This window comes from uncultured Brachyspira sp., from assembly GCF_944390845.1.
GTDB lineage: Bacteria > Spirochaetota > Brachyspiria > Brachyspirales > Brachyspiraceae > Brachyspira > Brachyspira pulli.
Genome location: NZ_CALXRM010000018.1, coordinates 25,551 through 50,338, shown reverse-complemented (window position 1 = coordinate 50,338; position 24,788 = coordinate 25,551). Strand labels below are relative to the sequence as shown.

Here is a 24,788-nt window from a genome sequence, read left to right as displayed (position 1 = left end):
TGCAACTTTGACGAAGTCCGCAGAGCGTGTGCGGCGGGAAAAAGTTGACTAAAAAAATGACAAAGTTAAAAATTTTTCAGTATATACCTAAACAATTATATTTTGTCAAAATAATTTTTTTAATTTAAAATATTTTCAGAGCTTTGCCATTACGAAGTACACAGCGTGCTGCACAGCCAGCCTTCGGCGAGAACCTATATCCTCGACAGGCTCGGATACGCTTCGCGAAAAACTGCATTTTTAGTACAAATCTAGGTTATACACTATATTTAATACATATATTTTTAATATAAAGTTCTAGCAGTTGCGTTTTTTGATACTTTGACGAAGTCGCGGCAAAAAAGTTGATAATTCTATATAAAGTGCATCAGTTGACAAACTTAAAAATTCTTAGTATATACCTAAACAACTATATTTTATCAAAATTAAAATTATATTTTCTTTTTAAGATATGGGGCTTTGCCCACTGCGAAGCACACAGAGTGCAGATCTGCGTGCTTACGCAACACCCCACTTCTTTTGCGACCGTAGGGAGTGCCTGTGGTATTGCCACAAAGAAGCTATATCCTCGAGAGGCTCGGATACGCTTTGCGAAAGGCGGCATTTCGACTTAAATTTAGTAATTTATCTTACATGTCAAACATAATTAGTATGATTTAATACTAATTTTATATTTGCACTTTTTGGTTCTTTGACGAAGTCCACAGAGCGTATGTGGCGGGAAAAAGAACAACAAAAAATCGACAAAGTTAAAAATTTTTAGTATATACTAAATATGATATTTATATTTTTTCAAAAGCATTAAGAATTGCCTTTTTATAATACATTTAGGGAATTATTGATTCAGTATATATTAATTAATACTCACCTTCATCATTTCCAACATAGTATTTGAAAACGTCATAAGGAGAATAAATACCCAAATCTGTTACAATAGCACTAACCAAATGCGGAGGAGTATAATCAAATGCAGGATAAAATCCTTTAACTCCCTCTTTAGAAGTTTTTACTCCCATAGCCTCTGTTACAAGCTTTTCATCTCTGAATTCAAAATGTATATCATCATATCCGTTATAACCTTTATCCGGAGCCCCTGTTACAAAATAAGGAATTCCTAAATATTTAGCTACAATAGCTATTTGGAAAGTACCTATTTTATTTACAACTGCCCCATTCAAACATATTAAGTCAGCAGCAGAAGTGAATACATCTATTTTTTTCTCCTGCATAGTATAAGCAACCATATTATCAGTTATAACTGTAACATCAGCTCCTTGATCATAGGCAACTGTAGCTGTAAGTCTTGCTCCTTGGAAATATGGTCTTGTTTCAGCACATACAACTTTTATATCTTTATTTTTATTTTGGAATTCCTGTATCATAAAGCCTACTATAGACTCACCAAAACATTGTGTAAGTATAGTACCTTTATCCGGATACATTGAAACTAAATTTTCTGCTATTTTTTTTATTTTGGAGTATCTTTTAGTAGATAAATCTATACCCATATTGAACATGGCTTCTATAGGGTCTTTATTAGATTTTATAGCTTCTATACCAGCATCAAGACAGTTTTTAGTTATAGACATCATTCTTGCACTTGTAGTAGGTCTTGAATTTGCCAATGTATTGCAGGCATTAGTTAAAAACTCTATTCTATCATTACCTTCCAAATGTCTCGATTCATAACCAGCCAATGCCATACCCATAGCAACTGCCAAATAAGGGCCGGCACTTTGAGTAACCATATCAGCTATAGCTTTTGAAACTTCTTTATGGGTTTTACATTCAACAAAATTTACTTTATTAGGATAAACTCTCCTATCCAATATTTTAACGCAGCCTTCATAATACCAAGCTATATTTTCAAATTGAAGCATAAAAGCTAAATTTTTATCTATCCTATCAAGCATAAAAAACTCCAAAATAACTAAATTAGATATTATTAAAATTTAAATTTTGAATTACATTATCAATAAATTTCATAAACTTATCTTCTTCAGAAAGTTTATCCCTATATATAATACATTCCATACCTAAATTTAATAATATATATTCCATTTTCTTTCTAGTATCTTCATCAGTAACAGATTCTATCTCTTTTACCTTAGCACATCCAGTAGTTCTTCTTAATATTTCAAGTCCGCAAATACCATAAGATGTTTTTAATACTTCAAGCAAATAAAATTCTATAAAACCATCACTTTGTACTGAAACATCAATACTTTCATGTATAAATTTAGTAATGAATTTATCTTTAAATAATTTTATTATATCATCTATAACCTTGTATAAGAAAGAAGTATAATTTTTATCATTAGTAATAACTAAATGATAAATATAAGCAAATATAAAATTAGCTACTATAGTACCTACATCATACCCTATTGGACCATAGAAAGCAAATTCACAGTCCATAATCTTCATACAATCGTCTTTAACAAATATTGATCCTGTATGTAAATCTCCATGTATTAAGGCTTGTGAATGATTCATAAATTCACATTTCAATTTTGCTGCCTCTAATTGAATATGTTTATTATCATAAAGATTTGTTTTTACAAAATCATTTAAAGATTCAGAAAAGCTATTTTCATTTAAAACATTAAAAAACGGCTCTCTAAATACAAGTTCTTCACTTATCTTACATAATTCTTTATTAACATATTTTGCTGCATTATCTTTCTTAACAAAACTATCTATAAAGAAATCTGCTGTAGATAAAGTACTTTCAACTAAAAAGTCAGTTATTTGTTCCTGTAAATGATGATAAATATGACCTTTCATCAAAGCATCTCTTAATGGAATATAATCTTTTAAATCTTCCATTACAAATAGCTTCATTACTTTATCTATGCATATAACTTCAGGTGCTAGATCCGGAAGTATATCTCCATAATAAGATAATACTTCAGCCTCTCTCCTATTTCTATTAACATCAAGTATTCTTCCTGATGAGTTACTTCTTGTATGAACCCCAGCCTGTTTTAATATTATAGACTTTTCTCCATTACTTATTCTATAAACATAATTGATATTACCATCGCCTATTTCTTTACAAGTAATATTATCATCTGCTTTAAAATATTTAAGTTTCTTTTTTACATAAAGAAGTACATCTTTTTCTTCCATTAAAAAATATTCATTAAATCTTAACATCGTTCAAACCCATAAATAAATTTCTTTTGCAAAATATAGCATAAAAAGTGTAAATATCAATATACTTATAAAATATAAAAATTACCCTTATAATATACTATAATGTAATATTATTTTAACACTTACTATAAAAGATATAAAAAAATTATTTTTTATACAAGTGCCTCATAATGAAAATATTTAAAGATCGGTATATATTTAATTAAATATAGTCTATTAAAATATAATTATACTATATTTTTTACATTTTATCCTTTATTAATATCCCTATTACATAAATAATAACTATTTTACATTTTATATATATTTCAAAATAATACGCATTTATATATTTTTAGTTATTATTAAATTATAATTAATCTATAACTATTATTTATAGTAAAATTACTAAACAATATGCATATATGTATAATAATAATTAATTAATAATTTTAAAAACTTAATAAAAATTAAATAATTCAACCTCATATAATGCTGATATTCTACTAAAAATAAAAGATTCATGCTTATTAGTGAAATAATTATCAAAAAAGGTATGAAAAAACTAAAAAAAAATGACACTTAACCTAATATACCTTGACCAAGTATATTTTTTGTACTATACTAAATACTAAATAAAATAATTTTATATTTCTAAAAATTAAGGGGTTAAATATTATGAAAGTTATTGTAATCGGTTGTAACCATGCTGGTACATGGGCAGCAAAAACATTGAAAGCTACAGATCCTAATTGTCAGGTAGTTACTTATGATAGAAATGATAATATATCTTTCTTAGCTTGCGGTATTGCTCTTTGGGTTGGCGGAGTAGTAAAAGACCCTAAAGGCTTATTCTATGCTAGTCCAGAAGGTTTAAAATCTGAAGGTATTGATGTCTATATGGGACATGAAGTAATGAAAATAGACTGGGCTAATAAAAAATTAACAGTTAAAGAATTAGCTACTGGAAAAGAATTTGAAGATAATTATGATAAACTTATTCTTGCTACTGGTTCTTGGCCTGTAACTCCTCCTATAGAAGGATTAAAACAAGAAGGTACTAAATATGGTCTTAAAGAAGGTATTTTCTTCTCTAAACTATATCAGCAAGGACAAGAAATTATTGATGAAATAGCTAAACCAGAAGTTAAAAAAGTTATGGTAGTTGGTGCTGGTTATATAGGTGTTGAACTTATAGAAGCATTCAAAAATCATGGTAAAGAAGTAATCTTAATGGAAGCTATGCCTAGAGTTATGGCTAACTACTTTGATAAAGAAATCACTGATGAAGCTGAAAAAAGAATCAAAGAAGCTGGCATAGAAATGCATTTAGGTGAAACTGTTAAAAAATTTGAAGGCGAAGGCAGAGTTAAAAAAGTAGTTACTGATAAAGGTTCTTATGATGTAGATATGGTTGTTATGTCAGTTGGTTTCAAACCTAATAGTGAACTTTATAAAGACTATTTAGAAACTTTACCTAATGGTGCTATTGTAGTAGATACTACTATGAAATCTTCTAAAGATGATAATGTTTATGCTATAGGAGACTGTGCTTCTGTATATTCTTGTTCTTCAAAAAGCAATGAATATATAGCTTTAGCTACTAATGCTGTAAGAATGGGTATTGTTGCTGCTAATAACGTTTTAGGTAAAAAAGTTAATTATTGCGGTACTCAAGGTTCTAATGCTATTTGCGTATTTGGATACAATATGGCTTCTACTGGTTGGTCTGAAGAAACTGCTAAGAAAAAAGGATTAAAAGTAAAATCTAATTTCTTTAAAGATGCTGAAAGACCAGAATTCATGCCTAGTTATGAAGATGTATTAGTAAAAATTGTTTATATGGAAGATACTGGACGCATAGTTGGTGCTCAAATAGCTTCTAAACATAATCACGCTGAAGCTATACATGCATTCTCTCTTGCTATAGCAAATGAAATGACTGTACAAGACTTTGCATTATCTGACTTCTTCTTCTTACCTCACTATAACAAACCATTATCTTGGATGACTATGGTTGCTTATACTGCTAAATAATTATAATTGATTTTATACAATATCATTTAAGCCCTAATAAATTTATATTTATTAGGGTTTTTTTTTGAAAAATAATAAATTTAAATATTTTTTTCTTGAAAATAAAATTATTTTAAGTTAGTATAAATCAGCATAATGGTATACTCTTATCATTTATAATTTTTCATAAAACATTAATATAATAGATAATAAAATATGAATACTAAATTACAATATAATACATTAGTGATATTGATTGGTATAATATCAAACCTTACATTAGTATCTATAGTAGTAATTTTGAACATACCATATTTATTTATGGATTCTATAGGTACAATATTAACTGCTGTTGTATTAGGACCTATATACGGTGCTATTGTTGGAATGCTTACTAATTTAATAACTTCTCTAACAATAGATTATATTAATTTGCATTTTACTATTGTAAATGTTTTTATAGGAATAACAGCAGGAATTATTGCTAAAAAATATTATTTAAAAAGTTTTTTCAATGCTATAATTATTGGAATAATCATAGGTATAGTTTCTGGACTGATATCTGTGCCTATATCTATAGCTTTGGGCTATGAAGTTCCAAATGAAATGCTGCATAAATATATAGAATCTTTAATAAATAGCGGAAAAAGTATTGCATTATCAACATCAATTGTAGTAATGCATGATGCCATTTTTGATAAAATACTATCTTGTTTAATTGTGTGTTTTATAGTAAACAAAATATACTTTTTCAAAATATACAAATAGTATTATAAACTTTATATGGAGAAAAGTATGATAAACAAAGTTAAATACTATATATTAATATTATTTATTGGCATAATATCAAATATAGCTTTAGCATTTGTTGTACTTTTCTTAAATATACCATTCTTATTTATGGACTCTATAGGCACAATATTAACTGCTGTTATATTAGGGCCTTTATATGGAGCGATTGTTGGCATTATTACAAATCTAATAACATCTGTTACAATAGATTATATTAATTTGCATTTTGCTATTGTAAATGTTTTGATAGGAATAATTGCAGGGCTTATAGCTGGAAAATATGATTTCACAAAAATAAAAGTATCAATTATCAGCGGTTTAATTATTGCAATAATAGCAGGCATAATATCAGCACCTATTTCTATAATATTGGCTAAAGGCTTTACAACAGGTACTATAGACCAATATATTAAAGCTTTAATTAATAGCGGAAAGAGTCTTACTACATCTGTTTCTATAGGAACATTTTTAACAAATATATCTGATAAAATATTTTCTTGCTTATTAGTTTCACTATCAGTAAAAAATGTATATTTCTTCAAAATGTATAAATAATTTTATAAAAATATCTTTATATTCCGAAAAATTTAAAATAGTTATATAAGTATTATATATTGAAAATTATTTATTTTCTATATATGATATTTACATGATGATATATTGAATGTCTTTGGAGGCTATTTGTAGTTTTATGGAGAAAAAAATTATAGATAATATTAGTATGATGCTTCTCGGTATTTTTATCAATACTATATTAGGACATTTAATCATACTATTTAAAATACCATTTTTATTTATGGATTCTGTAGGAACTATTCTAATTGCTGTAGTATTAGGGCCTATATATGGTTCCATTGTAGGAATAGCAACTAATTTTTTACTTTCTATGACTATAGAATATGTCAATCTGCATTTTGCCATAGTTAATGTGGTTATAGGTATAACTGCAGGAGTAATAGCTAAAAAATATGATTTTTCAAATATAAAAGTTTCAATTATTTCAGGAATAGTTATAGGTATAATTTCAAGCATGGTAGCAATACCAATATCAATTATTTTGGCTAAAGGTGTTACCAATAAGCCAATAGACAATTTTGTTCAAGTACTAAATAATAGCGGAAAAAGCCTTTTAATATCAATAACTATAAGTACAATATCAAGTTCTATGCTGGATAAAATATTGTCTTCTTTACTTGTATCTATATCAATAAAATCAATACCTTTTTTAAATAAAAAAAATAATCATAAATAATATAATTTTCATAATTTTATAATAAAATAGACAATTATATAAATAAAAAGCTATTGAAAAATAAGGTTTATCGTTGCATATTATAGAATAAGAGATTATTTATGGTAGATATTTATGGATAATAATTTAAAATACAACTTATTAATTGTATTAATAAGTGTTATCATTAATTTTGTTTTAGCATTTATAGTATTAGTTTTAAATGTACCATTTTTATTTATGGATTCTACCGGAACTGTACTCACTGCTGTTATACTAGGACCTGTTTATGGTGCTATGGTTGGTATTATAAGTAATATACTTATATCTTTTTTAAGCGATTCACATTTATATTTTAGCATAATCAATGCATTTATAGGCCTTATAGTGGGGGTTATAGCTAAAAAGTTTAAATTTAATATAATATCTGCAATAATTGTAGGCTTAATTATAGGAATAATGTCGCCAATAATGGGAGTTCCTATATCTATAATATTAACAGAAGGTTTCAGCGGCGGTACTATAGATAATTTCGTTACATCTTTAATGGATAAAGGTATAAATATAATTGAAGCTTCATTTATTGCAAGAATGTTTTCTAATATATTTGATAAAGTATTATCCTGTATTATTGTATATATTTTATTAAAGAAGGTTCATTTCTTTAATAAATACCTGCATATAGAAAATAGCCCTGAAACTAAAGTGCAAGAATAAAAGAGGTAAATAATAATGATTTTCGATGCCCACTCAGATATATGGACAGATGTAGCTGTAAAAAGTTCTAAAGGTGAAAATAATATAATAAAAAAATATCATTATGATAATTTAATAAAAGGTAAAATAGGCGGTTCAATATTTGTTATATGGACTGAACCTAAAAACTATAATAGAGCATTGGAAAGAGTAAGAGAAATACAAGATGCAATAAAAAAAGAATTAGAATACATTGACGATGTAATATTAATAGCAAAAAGCTATGATGATATAATAAAAGCACAAAAAGAAAATAAATTATATATTTTTATAGGTTTTGAAGGACTTATATCTATCGATGATAATATTAATTTATTAGATGAATATTATGAATTTGGTGCAAGACATGCAAGTCTTACTTGGAATGAAGAAAATAAACTTGCAACAGGAGCTAGAGGAGATTCAAACAGAGGATTAACTCCATTAGGAAAAAAGGCTGTAAAAAAGATGCAGGAAAAAGGAATGATAGTTGATGTATCCCATCTCAATGATAAATCATTCTTTGATATTATGGATATTACTTCTGCACCTATTATAGCTTCCCATTCTAATGCCAGAGCCTTATGCAATAGCATGAGAAATCTTACCGATGAACAATTAAGAGCCATAAGAGATGTAAACGGCGTTATTGGATATAATTCATACAAAGATTTTACAGATGAAAACACAGATAAACAGACTTTAAATAGAGCTGTAGATCATATAAAATACATAGCCGATAAAATAGGAATAGATCATATAGGGCTTGGTTTTGATTATAATGAATATTTTGAAGATGAGGAAGTTCCTCCTGCTGTAAAAGGCTTAGAAAATGCCTCCAAATCTTATGATATTATAGTAAAATTGAAAGAAGCTGGTTTCAATAGCGAAGAAATAGAAAAGATTGAATATAAAAATTTCCATAGAATAATAAAAGAAATTATTAAATAATGGATTTCTAAATATTATAAAGATAATTATAAAAATTGTGAACCTCTAACAAGTTTACTTAGCAGAGTCTTATAGAAAACAATTTTTATTAGCAATAATAATAAATTAATGATCTATTTTTACAAATAAAGATAAATATAATTTCATCTCTTTTTCAGTTTCTTTAACAAGATTGAAATTGCTGTTTGATAAAGCCCATTCATAAAAAAATCCTCTGAAAAACACTATAAGCCTTTTAGTTATAGCCTCTGCACTGTCATCATATATAACTAAATTCGATTTTTTTAATGAATCAACTAAAGATAAAATATGATTATAAAAAAAAGCATCTTTTGATAATAAAGCATTATTCCTATTCATAATACTATAATTGAATATTTCAAGTATTAAATCCCCGCCTAATTCATCAACTAATTTAGAAAATTCTTTAAAAGCATATAATATATCTTTATATGAATTAGTTTTTTCCCTTGATAATATTTTTTCTTTATATACTTCAGCATTTGTAGAAAAAATATAAACTATTATTTCCTGCTTATTAGTGAAATAATGATAAAAATTTCCTATAGATATACCAGCATTAGTGCAAATATCTTTGATTTGAAGATCATTTAATGAATGTTCTTTCAATAAATTTATAGTAGTTTCTACTATTTTTTTCTTTGTTTGCTCTGCTTGTTCTTTTCTTGTTACTTTTTCCATATTTTTCATAAAAGAATTATAACAAATAACTTGACAAATTGCAATTATATAATAGAATTAATTCAATGAATTAATTCAATGAATTTATTCTATAACAAACAAGGAGTGAATTTGATGAATAAAATATTAACTTCAATACTTTGTATTTTTTTAATATCCTGTTCTTCTAATAATTTCAATTCAGAAAGAAAAGAAGCCACAGAATATACCAAAAAAGAAAATGAAAAATTAAAAAACTATTTGCCATTTAATGACAATACTGATTTTGAAAATGCTAAAAGAGGATTTATAGAAACTTCAGAAGATAATATATCATTTCCTTTTATATCCAATCAGTCTGCCCCAGATACTGTTAATCCTTCTTTATGGAGACAAGCTCAATTAAATAATATATCCGGATTATTTGAAGTAACAGAAGGCATATACCAAATAAGAGCTTTTTATATTGCCAATATGACTTTTATAAAAGGAAATACAGGCTGGATAGTAATGGATCCATTAACTGTAAAGGAATCTGCAGAAAAGGCATTAAAACTTTTCAGAAAGAATTTCGGTGATGATCCTATAACAGGCATAATATTTACTCATTCGCATATAGATCATTTCGGCGGAATAAAAGCTGTAATTACAGATGAAAATAAAAATATACCAATAATAGCACCTGAAGGATTCTTTGAAGAGGCAATATCTGAAAATCTTCTAGCTGGAAATGTAATGGGAAGAAGAGCATTATATATGTATGGAAATTTACTTGAAGAAGATGAAAAAGGAAATGTTGATATAGGATTCGGTAAAAAGGTTGCTGGAGGAGAAGCAAGCATAATAAAGCCTACAAAAGTTATTTCAAAAGATTATGAATCATACACTATTGACGGAATAGAATTTGAATTTTTAATGGCACAAAATACTGAAGCTCCTTCCGAATTCATTGTTTATATACCAAAATACAAAGCAGCTTCAGGAGGAGATGTGATGAATCATTCATTACATAATTTATCAACTTTGAGAGGTGCTAAAACAAGAGAGGCAATTCTATGGTCTGATGTTATATCAAAATCAAAAGAATTTTTATCAGGCAGAACCGAAGTATTATTCGGATCTCATACTTGGCCTATATGGGGAGATGAAAATATTCAAGTATTTTTAACAAAGCAGTCTGATATATACAAATATATTCATGATCAAACTTTGAGGCTTGCTAATATGGGATATACACCATTAGAGATAGCAGAAAAAATACAAATACCAGACAGTTTATCTAAAGAGTTTTATAATAGAAATTATTATGGTACTGTTAATCATAATGTAAAAGCTGTTTATGATTTTTATTTCGGTGCTTGGTGGGACGGAAATCCTGCTAATTTATATAAGCTTCCTCCTGAAGAGTCAGCAAAAAGATATGTTGAGTTTATGGGCGGAGAAAATAATATCATAAAAATGGCTAAAAAATATTATGATAAAGGTGAATACAGATGGGTTGTTGAAGTACTAAATCATGTTGTTTTTGCCAATCCTAATAATATAGAAGCAAGAAGACTCAGTGCCGATGCTATGGAACAGCTTGGATATCAAAGTGAATCTGCTGTTTGGAGAGCTTATTTACTTACTGGTGCTTATGAGCTTAGAAATGGTATAGATGAAAACAGACAAATTCAAAAAACAGATTCTAAAGATATTATAAATAGCCTGCCTATATATAAAGTTTTAGATTATTTATCTGTTTCATTAAATCCGGATAAGACAAAAGATATAAGCATATATTTAAATCTATCAGATGAAAATAAATATTTAATAAAAATAGAAAATTCTGTATTAAAATATAAAAATTATAATGGTGAAGAAACTGATATACAAATAAATACAGACATCAATAATTTCAAAAAAGTATTATTTACAAAAAATATTAATAATTTAGATATAAACGATAAAGAAAAATTTAATGATTTTCTATCATCATTTGATATGCCTAAATTTTGGTTTGGTGTAGTAACTCCATAATCAAATTTTATAATATAAAAAAATTTCAAATAAAATAAATAAAAGGAGATAACGAATGAATAAAATATTAACTTCAATAATTTGTATTTTTTTAATATCCTGTTCTTCTAATAATTTCAATTCAGAAAGAAAAGAAGCAACAAAATACACTAAAAAAGAAAATGAAAAATTAAAAAACTATTTGCCGTTTAATGACAATACTGATTTTGAAAATGCAAGCAGAGGATTCATAGAAACTTCAGACGGAAACGTTTCTTTTCCTTTCATATCAAATCAGTCTGCACCGAATACTGTTAATCCTTCATTATGGAGGCAAGCTCAATTAAATAATATATCAGGATTATTTGAAGTAACTCCGGATATATATCAGGTAAGAGGTTTTGATTTAGCCAATATAACATTTGTAAGAGGCGATACAGGCTGGATTGTAATAGATGTGTTAACAACAAAAGAATCAGCATCTAAAGCAATAGAATTATTTAGAAAGAATAAAGGAAATGCTCCGATAACTGGAGTAATATTTACACATTCACATGTTGATCATTTCGGAGGAATAAGAGGAATCATAGAAAACAATAATATACCTATTGTGGCACCTGAAGGATTTTTTGAAGAAGCTGTATCAGAAAATCTTTTAGCAGGCAATGCTATGAGCAGACGCTCTTCTTATATGTACGGAGGACTTTTACCAAAAGATGAAAAAGGTACTGTTGATGCCGGACTTGGTAAATTAGTAGCAACTGGAACTCCAGGCATTATAAAACCAAACAAAATAATATCTAAAGATTATGAATCATTCACAATCGATGGAATAGAATTTCAATTTTTAATGGCACAAAATACAGAAGCACCTGCAGAGTTTATGATTTATATACCAAAATACAGAGCTGCATCAAGTGCTGAAGTAATGAATCATACACTTCATAATTTATCAACATTAAGAGGAGCAAAGACAAGAGATTCTATTGTATGGGCTAAGGCTATAGAGAAATCAAAAGAATTCTTAAAAAACAGAACTGATGTATTATTCGGTTCGCGTCATTGGCCTATATGGGAACAAAGCAATATAGATGATTTTCTAAATAAGCATGGAGATTTATATAAATACATTCATGATCAAACTTTAAGGCTTGCTAATATGGGATATACTCCTATAGAGATAGCAGAAAAAATACAAATCCCAGATAATTTAGCAAAAGAATTTTATAACAGAGGTTATTACGGTTCTGTAAATCATGATGTAAAAGCTGTTTATGATTTTTATTTCGGTGCTTGGTGGGACGGTAATCCTGTTAATTTATATAAACTTCCTCCTGAAGAATCAGCAAAAAGATATGTTGAGTTTATGGGCGGAGAAGATAATATCATAAAAATGGCTAAAAAATCTTATGATGAAGGAGATTACAGATGGGTTGTTGAAGTACTCAATAATGTAATATTTGCTAATCCTAATAATGAAAATGCAAGAAGACTCAGTGCAGATGCTATGGAACAATTAGGATATCAAAGCGAATCTGCTGTTTGGAGGGCTTATTTACTTACTGGTGCCTATGAACTTAGAAATGATATAGATCAAAATATGAAGGCTCCTCAAACTACATCATTGGATATGATAAATGCATTATCTGCAGAAAATATGTTTGAATATATATCTGTTGCTTTGAATCCTGATAAAGTAAAAGATAAAAATATATCAGTACTTTTTAATATTACAGATGATAATAAATATCTTGTAAAAATAGAAAACTCTGTATTAAAATATAAAAAATATAATAATGAAAATACTGACTATACAATAGATATTAATATGTCAGACTTTAAAAAGGCATTATTTACTAAAAAGGCTGATGATTTAAATATTAACAATAAAGAAACATTTAATGAGTTTTTATCTTATTTTGATAATTTTGAATACTGGTTTAATATAGTAACACCATAATTAATAACATCTTAAAAATAACAAATAAAAGCAATTTATTAAAACTTTATTGTTTTTATTTGTTATTATTTTTTTATATATTTATTTATACTTAATTTTTCTAATAAATCACAAAATTAATATATACCTAAACAACTATATTTTGTCAGAAATAATTTTTTTAAATTTTAAATATCTGCAGGCTTTGCTCTTACGAAGTACACAGAGTGCAGCCCCCACTTCTTTTGCGACCGTAGGGAGTGCCTGCGACCATAGGAAGTCCTTTAGAGTGGCGTGCACAAAGAACCTATATCCTCGACAAAATCGGATACGCTTCGCGAAAGGCTACATTTGGGCTTTAATTTAATAAATTATCTTACATGTAAAACGATTTTAGTATGATTTAATACTAATTTCATACTTGCACTTTTTGTAACTTTTTGCGGCGGGAAAAAGTTGAATAAAAAAATTGACAAACTTCAAAATTTTCAGTATATACCTAAACAATTATATTTTGTCAATTTTATTTTTTATATTGTTATTATTTTCGGGGACTAGTCCCCGAACCCCTACTTCTTTTGCCGATTAGGCACCTACTCGGTGGTGACCCAAAGAAGCAAAAAGACTGCATTTTGGCTTAAATTTAGTAGTTTATCTTATATGTAAAACATAATTAGTATGATTTAGTACTAATTTCACACTTGCACTTTTTGGTTCTTTTTGCGGCGGGAAAAAGAACAATAAAAAAATTGACAAACTTAAAAATTTTCAGTATATCTAAACAATTATACTTTTTTACTTCTTAATTATTATTTTATAATCATAGCAAATAAAAAATTAATACATAAACATAGCGTCGCCGTAAGAAAAAAATCTATAATTATTTTCTATAGCTAGCTTATAAGAATTCATTATATTATCATATCCGGCAAAAGCACTAACCATAGCAAGCAATGTAGAATGAGGTGTGTGAAAATTAGTAATTAAAGCATCAACGCATTTAAACTTATAAGGCGGATAAATAAATATATTAGTAGAACCTTCCATTCTTTTAAAATCATAATTATCATATTCGCTTTCTAATACTCTTGCAACAGTAGTTCCGCATGATACAACTCTCCTACCCTCTTTCTTGGCATTAATTATTATATCGTAGCTTTCTTTCGGTATTATAAATTTTTCTTCATGCATAACATGATTACGTAAATCATCTTCTTTTAAAGGATTAAAAGTAGAAAATCCAACATGCAATGTAACATAGCAAACTGTAATTCCCATAGACTTTATTTTCTCTAAAAGCTCTTTAGTAAAGTGAAGTCCTGATGTAGGAGAAGCAATACTTCCTTCGTTTTTAGCATATACATTCTGATAAAATTCCTTGTCTTTATCATTGTATTCTTCCTCGCCTTTCTTTTTTCTGCTTTGAATAATATATGGAGGAAGCGGAACTTTACCTATAGCATCTAAAATTTCACTTGTTAATGGTTTAGAAAATTTTATTAATTTAGTTGATATATTATCTTTTTCTAATACTGCCTCAATATTTCCAACATTCTCTAAATTGCTGTAATCTAAATATAATATATCCTTCTCTTTTATGTTTTTTCCTTTTATTAAACATTCCCAAGTACTTTCATCATCATTGAATTTATTAAGAAGCAATATTTCAACATTACCGCCGGTATTTTTCTTTGCATATATTCTAGCTGGTATTACCTTGCTGTCATTGAGAACTAAAACATCATCTTTTTTTAAATAATTGATTATATCTGAAAATATTTTATGCTCTATTTCTCCTGTAGATTTATTTAATATCATTAACTTACAATGATCCCTTTCATAATTCGGAGTTGTAGCTATTAAATTTTCTGGTAAATAAAAATTATAAGTTTCTTTATTTAAATAATCTATCATAATTTATTGCCGCTTTATTCAAATTAAAATGTTACTATTATCTTTCTTTGTCTTAAGAATTTTGTAAGACTCTTTTTAGTAGTAGAGCTTGATTTTATTATGGCATATTCATCATTAATTTTTGTCATAATAATACCCTTTCTTTTTGACTCATACATGATTTCTTCTAATTTATTAACATCTTTTATAATAACTAGAGTTACATTATCATAAACATGAGAAATAATGCCTCTTTCATACCATCTTTTTATACTTGTTTCAATATGTTTAGGCATTTCAACATTATTATCCAAAAGTATATTTTTCAAAACCACTAAAAATTTATCGAATACATAATCAGAGTTTTCATCACTAATTATAGTTTTTCCTTTTAATATACTTTCTTCTGTCATAGTATAAGTGTAAACTGTTTCCTGTTTATCAAGTTCAAAATACAAATTACACATATAAATAAAATTATTAGAAAATAGATGATGATTAATTAAAGTCAATTCAAAATTACCATTCATAAAACATTTTTTATCATTATTTTCTTCATTTGAAATTGCTCTAATTGCTAAGATAGCATTCTCATAAAAAGAAACTTCAACAAGTCCTAAAATAAACATAGAATATATAATATTATTATACATTTCTATTGTTATAGATGAACTGCTTTCTTTTAATTTCACAAATAATATAGATTTAGATATACTTTTATCTTCATCTAAAATATTAAATACTTTTTTGTAATAATCAGAATAATTTTTATAAATATTTTTTAATATAAGCTCTTGTCTAGCCTCTATAGAATTTGATAAATAATCTTTTATATTATCATATTCCAAAGATATATATCCCTTATTATCAAGCTTTATCAAAGATAATTTTGAACATATATTAATTATAATATTAGAATCTATATTATTAGTTAAGAAATCAATATTTATATCATCAGTACATAATTTTTGAACATCGCATTCATAAATAAAAGTTTCAATATCATTCAATATATTAAAATGATTGTTTATAAATATAGAACTTCCTATATTATCTTTTAAACTCTTTTCTAAATTAGATAAAACATTATTATTATTGATTCCAATATAAGGGTGAAGTTCCTCTCCAAAGAAATAAACAGAAACTATATTAGCCTTACATAAAGCAAATAATTCATCATCATCTATTTTTGCTTTATTATAATCAATGATATTGCCGTTCTCATATATATTTATTATTTTCTGCAAATATTTTTTATATACATTTGCAGTATATGAATCATCTGTATAACTAGGAATTTTTATATTATCTTTTAATAAAATATTCTCTATTATAGACTTTACATTAGGAAGAAAATATAAAGTATCATCATGAGAGTTTAATCTTCTTCTTTTTATTTTCAAATACAAAAGACCTGATTTTTTTATCTCATCTATATAATTAAAAAATACAGGTATTTGTTTTTGAGTATACTTAAGTGAATAAGCTATATCTATGGAATTTAATTCTTTGCTTTCATGCTTTAATAAATAAAGAATGATATTTTTAGCATCTTTAGATAAAGCATAAAATCTAAAAGAAACCAAAGATATATTAGAAGACTTAGCATCCAAGTCTTCTATACTTTTCACCTTCCAAGTTTTAAATAATTCTTTTAGAGTATCTTTAGAAATTTGGTCGTACATAATTGTTATTCTTATTTAATTATAAAATATTTAAAGAAGCCTTGTTCTACATTATCAGGTCTTTTTGACTGTATCCAAGCAATCATAGGCTGACCTTTAATTTGTCTGTATGGAACAAGTCCCCACATTCTACTATCGCAGCTTTGATCCCTATTATCTCCCATAACAAAGAAATAATCTTCAGGAACATTGTATATATATTCATCAGGTCTGTCTTCAGTATTAGGAACATATATATTCATCCAATACCATAATTTTATATCATCGCTTACTATTTTATCATTGATATAAACTTCAAAAGAACTAAGATCATTATAATAATCAGTTCTGTCTACAATTTTTTTGAATATTATAACATCACCCTTTTTAGGAATATAAATAGGTCCATATATATCTATAATAGGAACAAACTCTCTGTCATTTCCATAGAAGAAATAACCCCATTTGTCTTCTATTTCATTACCATCAATAATGATTTTTTTATTTCTAATTTCAACAGTTTCTCCAGCAGTAGCTATAACACGCTTAACAAATTCTTTTCTAGGATCCAAATCAACTGTTTTTAGCCCAAAAAATAAATTTGCCGGTGCTAAATGAGTTCCGCCTGTAAGTTTTTCTCCTATATAATCGGCAAGCAAAAATCTAGGATCCCAAGAAAAAGGAGTCAAAGCAAATACCATAACTGGAAGTTTTAACATTTGAACCAATGGAGAAGGCTCATAATAAGGCATAGCAGATTCGCATCCGAAAGAAGCTGAAGGAGGAGCTCTGAATACAACTAAATCTCCCCTTTGAGGTGATTTAATCTTTGGAAGTCTGTAGCCTAAAAGTCCGTCTGTAAATGGAAGTTTTACTCCATATACAAATCTATTAGCAAAAAGTCTGTCGCCAGGCATAATAATTGGTATCATAGAGCCTGTAGGAATTTGATAATTCTGTATTAAAAATGTATTTATAAGAAGCACTATTACTATAGCGTATAATATTTCTTTAAGAGTATGTTTAAAATTACGGCATTCGCCTATTATAGTTTCTGTAATATTTTTTATAGGATTCTCCATTAATTTAGCCCCTTCCAATAATAAATATTGATGTAAAAGTATATAATAAAACTATTAAAATAGCAATTAATAATAACTATTATTATCAAAAATAGTTATACTAAAAAATATTTTTATTTACAAAATCATCACTGGTTATATAATATATAACAATAAAACTATGGAGAGAATAATATTGAAAAAAATATTGCTGTTATTTATATTGATTATAACTTTATCATCTTGTGCTGCAAAAGTTCATGTAATAGAAGATTCTTTTTACGGACAAAAATTCTATCAAACTGATTATATTTCTATGAGTTATTGGTCAGCTACTCTTAAATTCAGATTAAGAAACATAAGCGGTACAGATGATATTATATTGGAAGCACAATATATAGCAGATGGTTCTTTCAATATTTCAGAAAAAAATAAAATAGTATTAAAATTTGCTGATAATACATTCTTAAATTTATATTACACATCTTTTGTACCAAAAACTGATGTGGAAGTAATATACGGCACTTCTATATATTTTATGGATACTGCTTATGTTGATAGAAGCTACAGCATACAGGCAGAAAACCAGATAAAAAATTTACCAGTTATAACTGATATAAGAGTGGAAACTGCTGAAGGATTCAAAAATTTTAAAGTAAAAGAAAGTCAGGCTGAGAATTTAATAAAGCTTTATAATGAAATGAAAACTTTATTATCCAATTAAGCTATATAATTACACTATAATTATACATTAAATATTTTTTAATAAAGTTATAGCATTTTAATTCATCATATTATATAATTATTGTTATTATTTAATTATATAAAAAATGGAGAGAGATTTATTATGACTTTCACAGATTTAATTATGACATTAAACAAATTCTGGAGTGAGAATAATTGTATTATACAGCAAGGTTATGACTTAGAAGTAGGAGCCGGTACTTTTAACCCTGCAACTGCATTAAGAGCATTAGGGCCAGAGCCTTTCAATGTTGCTTATGTAGAACCTTCAAGAAGACCAACTGATGGAAGATATGGAGAAAACCCTAACAGATTACAGCATTACTATCAATACCAAGTTATAATGAAACCATCTCCAGAAAATATTCAGGATTTATATATACAAAGTTTGGAAGCTTTAGGAATAAGCTTTAAAGATCATGATATACGTTTCGTACATGATGACTGGGAATCACCTACTCTTGGAGCTTGGGGACTTGGTTGGGAAGTTTGGCTTGATGGTATGGAAATAACTCAGTTTACATATTTCCAAGCTGTTGGAGGAGTAAACTTAAAACCTATAACAGGAGAAATCACTTACGGACTTGAAAGAATATGTATGTACTTACAAAATGTTGATAATGTTTATGATTTGGAATGGGGACATGGAATTAAATACGGTGATGTACATTTACAAAGTGAAAGAGAATTCTCTAAATATAATTTTGAAGTAGCTGATATAGATATGTATTTCAGACATTTTAAAGAATATGAAGAAGAATGCGACAGATGTTTAGCTAATGGATGCGTTCTTCCAGCTTATGATATGGTAATGAAAAGTTCACATGTATTCAATATGCTTGATGCTAGAAATGCAATAAGTGTAACAGAAAGAGCAGGATATATAGCAAGAGTTAGAGAGCTCATGAAAAAAGTTTCTGCTGCTTATATAGAATCAAGAGAAAAAATGGGATATCCATTAATAAAAAATAAATAAAATCATTATAACTTTTTTAATAAAAAAAGCCTCTGATAAAATAATCAGGGGCTTTTTATTTATTAATAAAAATATTAATCAAGATAAGACTTTATTTCATCATAAAATTTTGAAAAAGTTTTATTAATATCATCTTCCCAAGTATTATGAGTAAATATTATATCAGCAGCTTCTCTATATAAAGAATCTCTCTGTTTTGAAAGTTCTAATAATTTATTTTTATCTTTTGCTAATAATGGTCTTTCTTTAGGGTCTATATTTTGAAGTATTATATCAACACTTCTATCTATAAAAATAGTTAAACCTTTTTCTTTCATTGTTTTTCTGTTTCTTTCAGCTAATACTATACCGCCGCCTGTAGATAAAACCGCATTTTCTAAATTACTTAATTCTTCCAATACTTCACTTTCAATATTTCTAAAATAAGTCTCTCCTTCATCAGCAAAAATATTTGTAATGCTTCTATTTTCTTTTTTCTCAATGAATGAATCTAAATCATATAATGTATAATTTAATTTTTCTGCTAAAAGTTTTGATAAAGCACTTTTTCCTGATCCTGGCAAACCTATTATAAATATTACTTTATTATTCATCATACTGCCCCAAAATAATTAAATTCTCAACACTGTTTTCAAATTCTTCAAACTCCTTTTTATACTTTTCAAAATCCCCTGTCATATCAATATAAAAATAATATTGCCATTTTCTTTCGCTATGCGGACGGCTTACTATAGAAGTTAAATTAAAACTTTTTAATCTGTCAAGAGAATTAGCTAAACTTCCGTTCTCATGAGGAAGCAAGAATCTTATAGTCATTTTGTTTCCAGTTTTTAATGAATTGTCATAATTTGCAACTATTATAAAACGTGTTGTATTGCCTTTTATATTCTCTATATTTTCTCTGATCATTTCTAAATCGTAAATCTTCCAAGCATTTTTATTTGAAATAGAAGCAATAGTTTTATCATCTCCATTGGCAACTATAAAAGCAGCTTCAGCAGTATTTGATGCTGTAACAGTTTCAAAATTATTTTCTTTTATAAAATTAGAACATTGCTTTAATGCTTGATGATGAGATATAACTTTTTTAACATCTTTTATATCAGTGCCTTTTTTTACCATAAGTCCATATTCTATTGGTAAATAAATCTCCCCTACTATTTTGCAATTATAATCAGCAAGAATATCCAAAACTTCATTAACCATACCAGTAGAAGAATTCTCTAAAGGTAAAACTCCATAATAACTTTCACAGCTTCTTATGCTTTCAAGTACTTCTTCAAAATGTGCTTTCTTTATAAGTTTAGCATTTTCTCCAAAAAATTTTAAAGCAGCCTCATAACCGTTTCCGCCTTCTCTGCCTTGATAAACTATAGTCTCATCATATTTTATTTTTTCTTTATTATCTGATTTATTATCAGCTTCAGAGCTTTCATCAATCAAATGTTTCTGAAGTTGTTTTGATGTATACATTATATCATTATAAATCGTTGTTATTAAACTAGATAATTCTTTATTTTCAAGAAGTTCTATTTTTTTGGCAATAACTTCCTTTTCTCTTTTAGGATCAAATATAGGAGCGTCATATTTCTTTTTTGTTTCTCCTACTTTTATACTTACTTTCATTCTTTCATCTATTAAATTTACTATTTGTTTATCTATTCTATCAATTTCTTTTCTTAATTCTTGTAATTCTTCAGCTAGCATAATAATTCCTTATAAAAAATAATATTTCTAATTATAGTAATACAATAATAAAGATTATACTAAATAGGCGTAAATTGTAAAGTACTTTAAAATGATTATATTAATTAATAATTTTCTAATATATGAAAAAAATATAGTTTATACCTAAACAACTATATTTTGTCAATTTTTATATTTTCTAAATATATTATCAACTTTTTTGTCGCTCACGCTCTGCGGACTTCGTAAAAGTTGCTGCCTACGGCACGCAGAGCGAAAAACGCATATACTACAGCCTTATATTTTAAAAATATATATTAAAAGTAGTTTAATACCTTAAATTTTAGTAAAAAACGTAGTCCTTCGCGAAGCGTATCCGAGCCTGTCGAGGATATAGCTTCTTTGGGTCAACACCGAGTAGGTGCCTTGCCTACGGCACGCAGAGCGTCGGCAAAAGAAGTAGGGGTTCGGGGACTAGTCCCCGAAAATAATAACAATATAAAAACTAATTTTGACAAAGTTAAAAATTTTCAGTATATACTACTATAAAATATATTTCTAAATCATTAAATTCTTATTTAATTTTCATAAATAAGAAATTGAATAATATAAAAGGCTTGCTAATATTTTTATTAACAAGCCTTGAATGTTTAAAACTTTTTATATTCAATATTTAATTATTTAGCATTAGCAAATAAATCTTTTATATCTGTTTTTTCCCAAGTAAATTCTGGAAGCTCTCTACCGAAGTGTCCATAAGCTGTAGTTTTCTCATAAATAGGTCTTCTTAAATCGAGCTTTTTAATAATACCAGCTGGAGTTAAATCAATATGCTTAGTAATAATAGCAGCTAATACTTCATCATGAACTTTACAAGTACCGAAAGTATTAACATATACTGATAAAGGCTCTGGAACGCCTATAGCATAAGCAAATTGTACTAAAGCTCTGTCAGCTATACCTGAAGCAACTATGTTCTTAGCTACATATCTAGCCATATAACAAGCACTTCTATCTACTTTTGTAGGATCTTTACCAGAGAAAGCTCCGCCGCCATGAGCACCATGTCCGCCGTAACTGTCTACAATGATTTTTCTTCCTGTTAATCCGCAATCACCCATAGGTCCGCCAACTACAAATGAACCTGTTGGGTTAATATAATATTTTGTATTTTCATCAAGCATATTAGCTGGACATATCTCATTAATTACATATTTTTTGATGTCTTCTTCTATTTGTTTATGCTCAACACCAGCAGCATGCTGAGTAGAAATAACAACAGCATCTATTCTAGCAGCTTTACCGTCTTTATATTCAACAGTAACCTGACTTTTACCATCTGGTCTTAAATAGTCAACTACTTTATCCTTTCTAATTTTAGTTAAGCGTTCTGCTAATCTATGAGCTAAATGTATAGTTAAAGGCATAAAAGTTTCAGTTTCATTTATAGCATAACCGAACATTATACCTTGGTCGCCTGCACCTTCAGAAACATTTGATGATTCAGAATTAAATAAACCTTTACCAGCACTAACACCCATATCTATATCTGGAGATTGCTCTGCAATAGCCTCCATAACTGCACAAGTATCAGCATCAAAACCCATATCGCTGCTTGTGTATCCTATTCGCCTTACGGTATCTCTAGCGATTTTTTGATAATCCAATCTAGCTTTTGTAGTGATTTCGCCTGCTATTATTAGCATTCCAGTTTTTGCTAAAGTTTCGCATGCTACTCTAGAATTAGGATCTTGTTTTAAACATTCGTCTAAGACTGCATCGCTTACAGCATCACAGATCTTATCAGGATGGCCTTCTGTTACCGATTCAGAAGAGAAGTGATAATTCTTTATCTCTGCCATAGTTTTACCTCTTATTAAATATAATCAGCTTATTCTATATTAGTTAACATAAATAGTCAAGATAATATTTAATAATTATTATAATTTAGTATTAATATTTATTAAATATTATCTTAAAAAGAAGTTTATTGTGAATATTAAACATTTTAAACTACGGTATTACTAAGAATCTTGTGGTAGACAATACAATACTTAAACATAAACAAATCAAAGCTATTATAATAAACGGCTTATATAACTCATCATATTGAATTAAATTATCATCTAATATAGGCTTTTTTTCTATTCTGTCTATTGTATTATAAACATTATCCAAAGCAGATGCATTTCTGGCATTAAAATATTTACCGCCTGTAGTTGCTGCTATATCAATCAAAGATTCTTCATTGAGTGTAAAATCGGCTCTTATTCTTCTTTTACCATAATTAGGATCATCATAAGTAACCCAAGCATGACTTCCATTAGCATCACCTATACCTATTGTATATATTTTTATATTGAAATTTGATGCTATTTCTGAAGCTAATTTAGGGTCAATTTCTCCTGAATTATTTTCCCCGTCTGTAAGAAGAATTATAATCTTTTCATTATCCTCTTTTACACTTCTAAGCATATCTACTGCAGTAGCTATTCCAAGTCCTATCGAAGTAGAACCTTCTTCATCTATTTCTATATTTTTTATTTCTTCTTCTAATGAAGTATAATCAAATGTAGCAGGGGAAAGAACAGAAGCCCGCAAAGCAAATGAAACTAAACTAATCTTATCAAAATTTCTTTTTTTAATAAAATCTATCATAGTTTTTTTAGAAGCCTCAAGTCTTGTAGGTATCATATCTTCAGCCATCATAGAAGGAGAAACATCTACTACGAGAGAAATATATATACCCTCTCCATTTATATCAGATAAATGTGAAACTTTTGCCGGACGTGCTAAACCTATAATAGAAAAACAAAGTGCAAGCATTATAAGAAAAAATGGTATATCCTTAACATAGTACCTAGATTTCAAAACCTTTGACATACTTACCCTAGGGTGCTTCACTGAGTATGAATGATTCTTTCTAGTTTGAATATACACAAATATTATAATTGGTAAAGTTAACAGCAAGAATAAAAATTTTGGAGATACAAAAGTCATTTACCTATTTTCCTAATCATAATTTTATTATTAAAACATAAATATAATCATTAAAGTAATATTTGATAAATTATTATACTAAAATATATATAAAAGTAAAGTACCGAATTATTTTATAAGTTTATACTAAAAATTTTTAACTTTATCAACTAATAGATTTTATATAAAATTATCTACTTTTTTGCCGAGCTTCGCCAAAGTTGCTGCCTACGGCACGCAGAGCGAAAAACGCAACTACTAGAACTATATATAAAAAACATTCATATTAAATATAGGATATACC

General features: G+C 27.4%; 20 protein-coding genes. 10 read left to right on the top strand and 10 right to left on the bottom strand.

Translation table 11 applies throughout. The annotated features are described in order from the left end of the window. Window positions 1-857 precede the first annotated feature (857 nt). Both Q0K52_RS05560 and mtnK read right to left on the bottom strand, forming a co-directional pair. Window positions 858-1,913, bottom strand: coding sequence for an S-methyl-5-thioribose-1-phosphate isomerase (locus Q0K52_RS05560; protein WP_297297326.1), 1,056 nt, complete (start codon window positions 1,911-1,913; stop codon window positions 858-860). A 22-nt stretch (window positions 1,914-1,935) separates the two neighbouring features. Further along, the gene (gene mtnK, locus Q0K52_RS05555) at window positions 1,936-3,159 is read right to left on the bottom strand and encodes an S-methyl-5-thioribose kinase (protein ID WP_297297324.1); all 1,224 of its coding nucleotides are present in this window, start codon (window positions 3,157-3,159) and stop codon (window positions 1,936-1,938) included. Window positions 3,160-3,816: 657 nt separating this feature from the next. On the opposite strand from mtnK, the gene Q0K52_RS05550 reads away from it, so the two are divergent. From Q0K52_RS05550 to Q0K52_RS05525, 6 genes are all read left to right on the top strand, one after another. Then, the gene (locus Q0K52_RS05550) at window positions 3,817-5,175 is read left to right on the top strand and encodes an FAD-dependent oxidoreductase (RefSeq protein WP_297297322.1); all 1,359 of its coding nucleotides are present in this window, start codon (window positions 3,817-3,819) and stop codon (window positions 5,173-5,175) included. Window positions 5,176-5,370: 195 nt separating this feature from the next. Continuing rightward, window positions 5,371-5,922, top strand: a complete 552-nt coding sequence (locus Q0K52_RS05545; protein ID WP_297297320.1) for an ECF transporter S component — start codon at window positions 5,371-5,373, stop codon at window positions 5,920-5,922. Between the two features lie 27 nt (window positions 5,923-5,949). After that, window positions 5,950-6,501: an ECF transporter S component gene (locus Q0K52_RS05540; RefSeq protein ID WP_297297319.1), complete on the top strand. Its 552-nt coding sequence runs from the start codon at window positions 5,950-5,952 to the stop codon at window positions 6,499-6,501. Between the two features lie 136 nt (window positions 6,502-6,637). Further along, window positions 6,638-7,198 carry an ECF transporter S component gene (locus Q0K52_RS05535; RefSeq protein ID WP_297297317.1) on the top strand — a complete coding sequence of 187 codons (561 nt, stop codon included), beginning with the start codon at window positions 6,638-6,640 and terminating at the stop codon, window positions 7,196-7,198. Window positions 7,199-7,312: 114 nt separating this feature from the next. Further along, complete coding sequence (locus Q0K52_RS05530) at window positions 7,313-7,894, top strand: ECF transporter S component (protein ID WP_297297315.1); 582 nt, start codon at window positions 7,313-7,315, stop codon at window positions 7,892-7,894. A gap of 15 nt (window positions 7,895-7,909) precedes the next feature. Further along, on the top strand, window positions 7,910-8,863 hold the full coding sequence (locus tag Q0K52_RS05525) for a membrane dipeptidase (protein ID WP_297297313.1): 954 nt from the start codon (window positions 7,910-7,912) through the stop codon (window positions 8,861-8,863). Between the two features lie 105 nt (window positions 8,864-8,968). On the opposite strand, the gene Q0K52_RS05520 is transcribed toward Q0K52_RS05525, so the two are convergent. Beyond that, a complete protein-coding gene (locus Q0K52_RS05520; RefSeq protein ID WP_297297311.1) occupies window positions 8,969-9,565 on the bottom strand; it encodes a TetR/AcrR family transcriptional regulator in 597 nt (198 codons plus the stop codon). A gap of 114 nt (window positions 9,566-9,679) precedes the next feature. On the opposite strand from Q0K52_RS05520, the gene Q0K52_RS05515 reads away from it, so the two are divergent. Further along, window positions 9,680-11,563: an alkyl sulfatase dimerization domain-containing protein gene (locus tag Q0K52_RS05515; RefSeq protein WP_297297309.1), complete on the top strand. Its 1,884-nt coding sequence runs from the start codon at window positions 9,680-9,682 to the stop codon at window positions 11,561-11,563. A gap of 55 nt (window positions 11,564-11,618) precedes the next feature. Next, entirely contained in the window at window positions 11,619-13,502 is a 1,884-nt protein-coding gene (locus tag Q0K52_RS05510) for an alkyl sulfatase dimerization domain-containing protein (protein WP_297297307.1), read from the top strand. A gap of 816 nt (window positions 13,503-14,318) precedes the next feature. Here the strand turns inward: Q0K52_RS05510 and queA are convergent. The 3 genes from queA to lepB are packed head-to-tail and all read right to left on the bottom strand — an operon-like array spanning window position 14,319 to window position 18,120. Next, a complete protein-coding gene (gene queA / locus Q0K52_RS05505; protein WP_297297305.1) occupies window positions 14,319-15,395 on the bottom strand; it encodes a tRNA preQ1(34) S-adenosylmethionine ribosyltransferase-isomerase QueA in 1,077 nt (358 codons plus the stop codon). A 23-nt stretch (window positions 15,396-15,418) separates the two neighbouring features. Continuing rightward, window positions 15,419-17,059, bottom strand: a complete 1,641-nt coding sequence (locus Q0K52_RS05500; protein ID WP_297297303.1) for a hypothetical protein — start codon at window positions 17,057-17,059, stop codon at window positions 15,419-15,421. 11 nt (window positions 17,060-17,070) lie between these two features. Beyond that, window positions 17,071-18,120 (bottom strand): signal peptidase I, encoded by a 1,050-nt coding sequence (gene lepB / locus Q0K52_RS05495; protein WP_297297301.1) that lies wholly within the window; start codon window positions 18,118-18,120, stop codon window positions 17,071-17,073. A gap of 175 nt (window positions 18,121-18,295) precedes the next feature. Here lepB and Q0K52_RS05490 point away from each other — a divergent pair, with 175 nt between their 5' ends. Both Q0K52_RS05490 and Q0K52_RS05485 read left to right on the top strand, forming a co-directional pair. Next, window positions 18,296-18,823: a hypothetical protein gene (locus tag Q0K52_RS05490; protein ID WP_297297299.1), complete on the top strand. Its 528-nt coding sequence runs from the start codon at window positions 18,296-18,298 to the stop codon at window positions 18,821-18,823. 123 nt (window positions 18,824-18,946) lie between these two features. Further along, window positions 18,947-19,819 (top strand): glycine--tRNA ligase subunit alpha, encoded by an 873-nt coding sequence (locus Q0K52_RS05485; RefSeq protein WP_297297297.1) that lies wholly within the window; start codon window positions 18,947-18,949, stop codon window positions 19,817-19,819. 74 nt (window positions 19,820-19,893) lie between these two features. Here Q0K52_RS05485 and Q0K52_RS05480 read toward each other — a convergent pair whose 3' ends face one another. The 4 genes from Q0K52_RS05480 to Q0K52_RS05465 all read right to left on the bottom strand — a co-directional run bounded on the left by Q0K52_RS05480 (window position 19,894) and on the right by Q0K52_RS05465 (window position 24,505). Next, window positions 19,894-20,412, bottom strand: coding sequence for a shikimate kinase (locus Q0K52_RS05480; protein ID WP_297297295.1), 519 nt, complete (start codon window positions 20,410-20,412; stop codon window positions 19,894-19,896). Beyond that, entirely contained in the window at window positions 20,405-21,526 is a 1,122-nt protein-coding gene (locus tag Q0K52_RS05475) for a chorismate mutase (protein ID WP_297297293.1), read from the bottom strand. The genes Q0K52_RS05480 and Q0K52_RS05475 overlap by 8 nt, the downstream gene beginning before the upstream one ends. Before the next feature lie 656 nt (window positions 21,527-22,182). Then, on the bottom strand, window positions 22,183-23,367 hold the full coding sequence (metK, locus tag Q0K52_RS05470; RefSeq protein WP_297297291.1) for a methionine adenosyltransferase: 1,185 nt from the start codon (window positions 23,365-23,367) through the stop codon (window positions 22,183-22,185). Window positions 23,368-23,518: 151 nt separating this feature from the next. Further along, a complete protein-coding gene (locus Q0K52_RS05465; protein WP_297297289.1) occupies window positions 23,519-24,505 on the bottom strand; it encodes a VWA domain-containing protein in 987 nt (328 codons plus the stop codon). Between the last annotated feature and the right edge of the window lie 283 nt (window positions 24,506-24,788).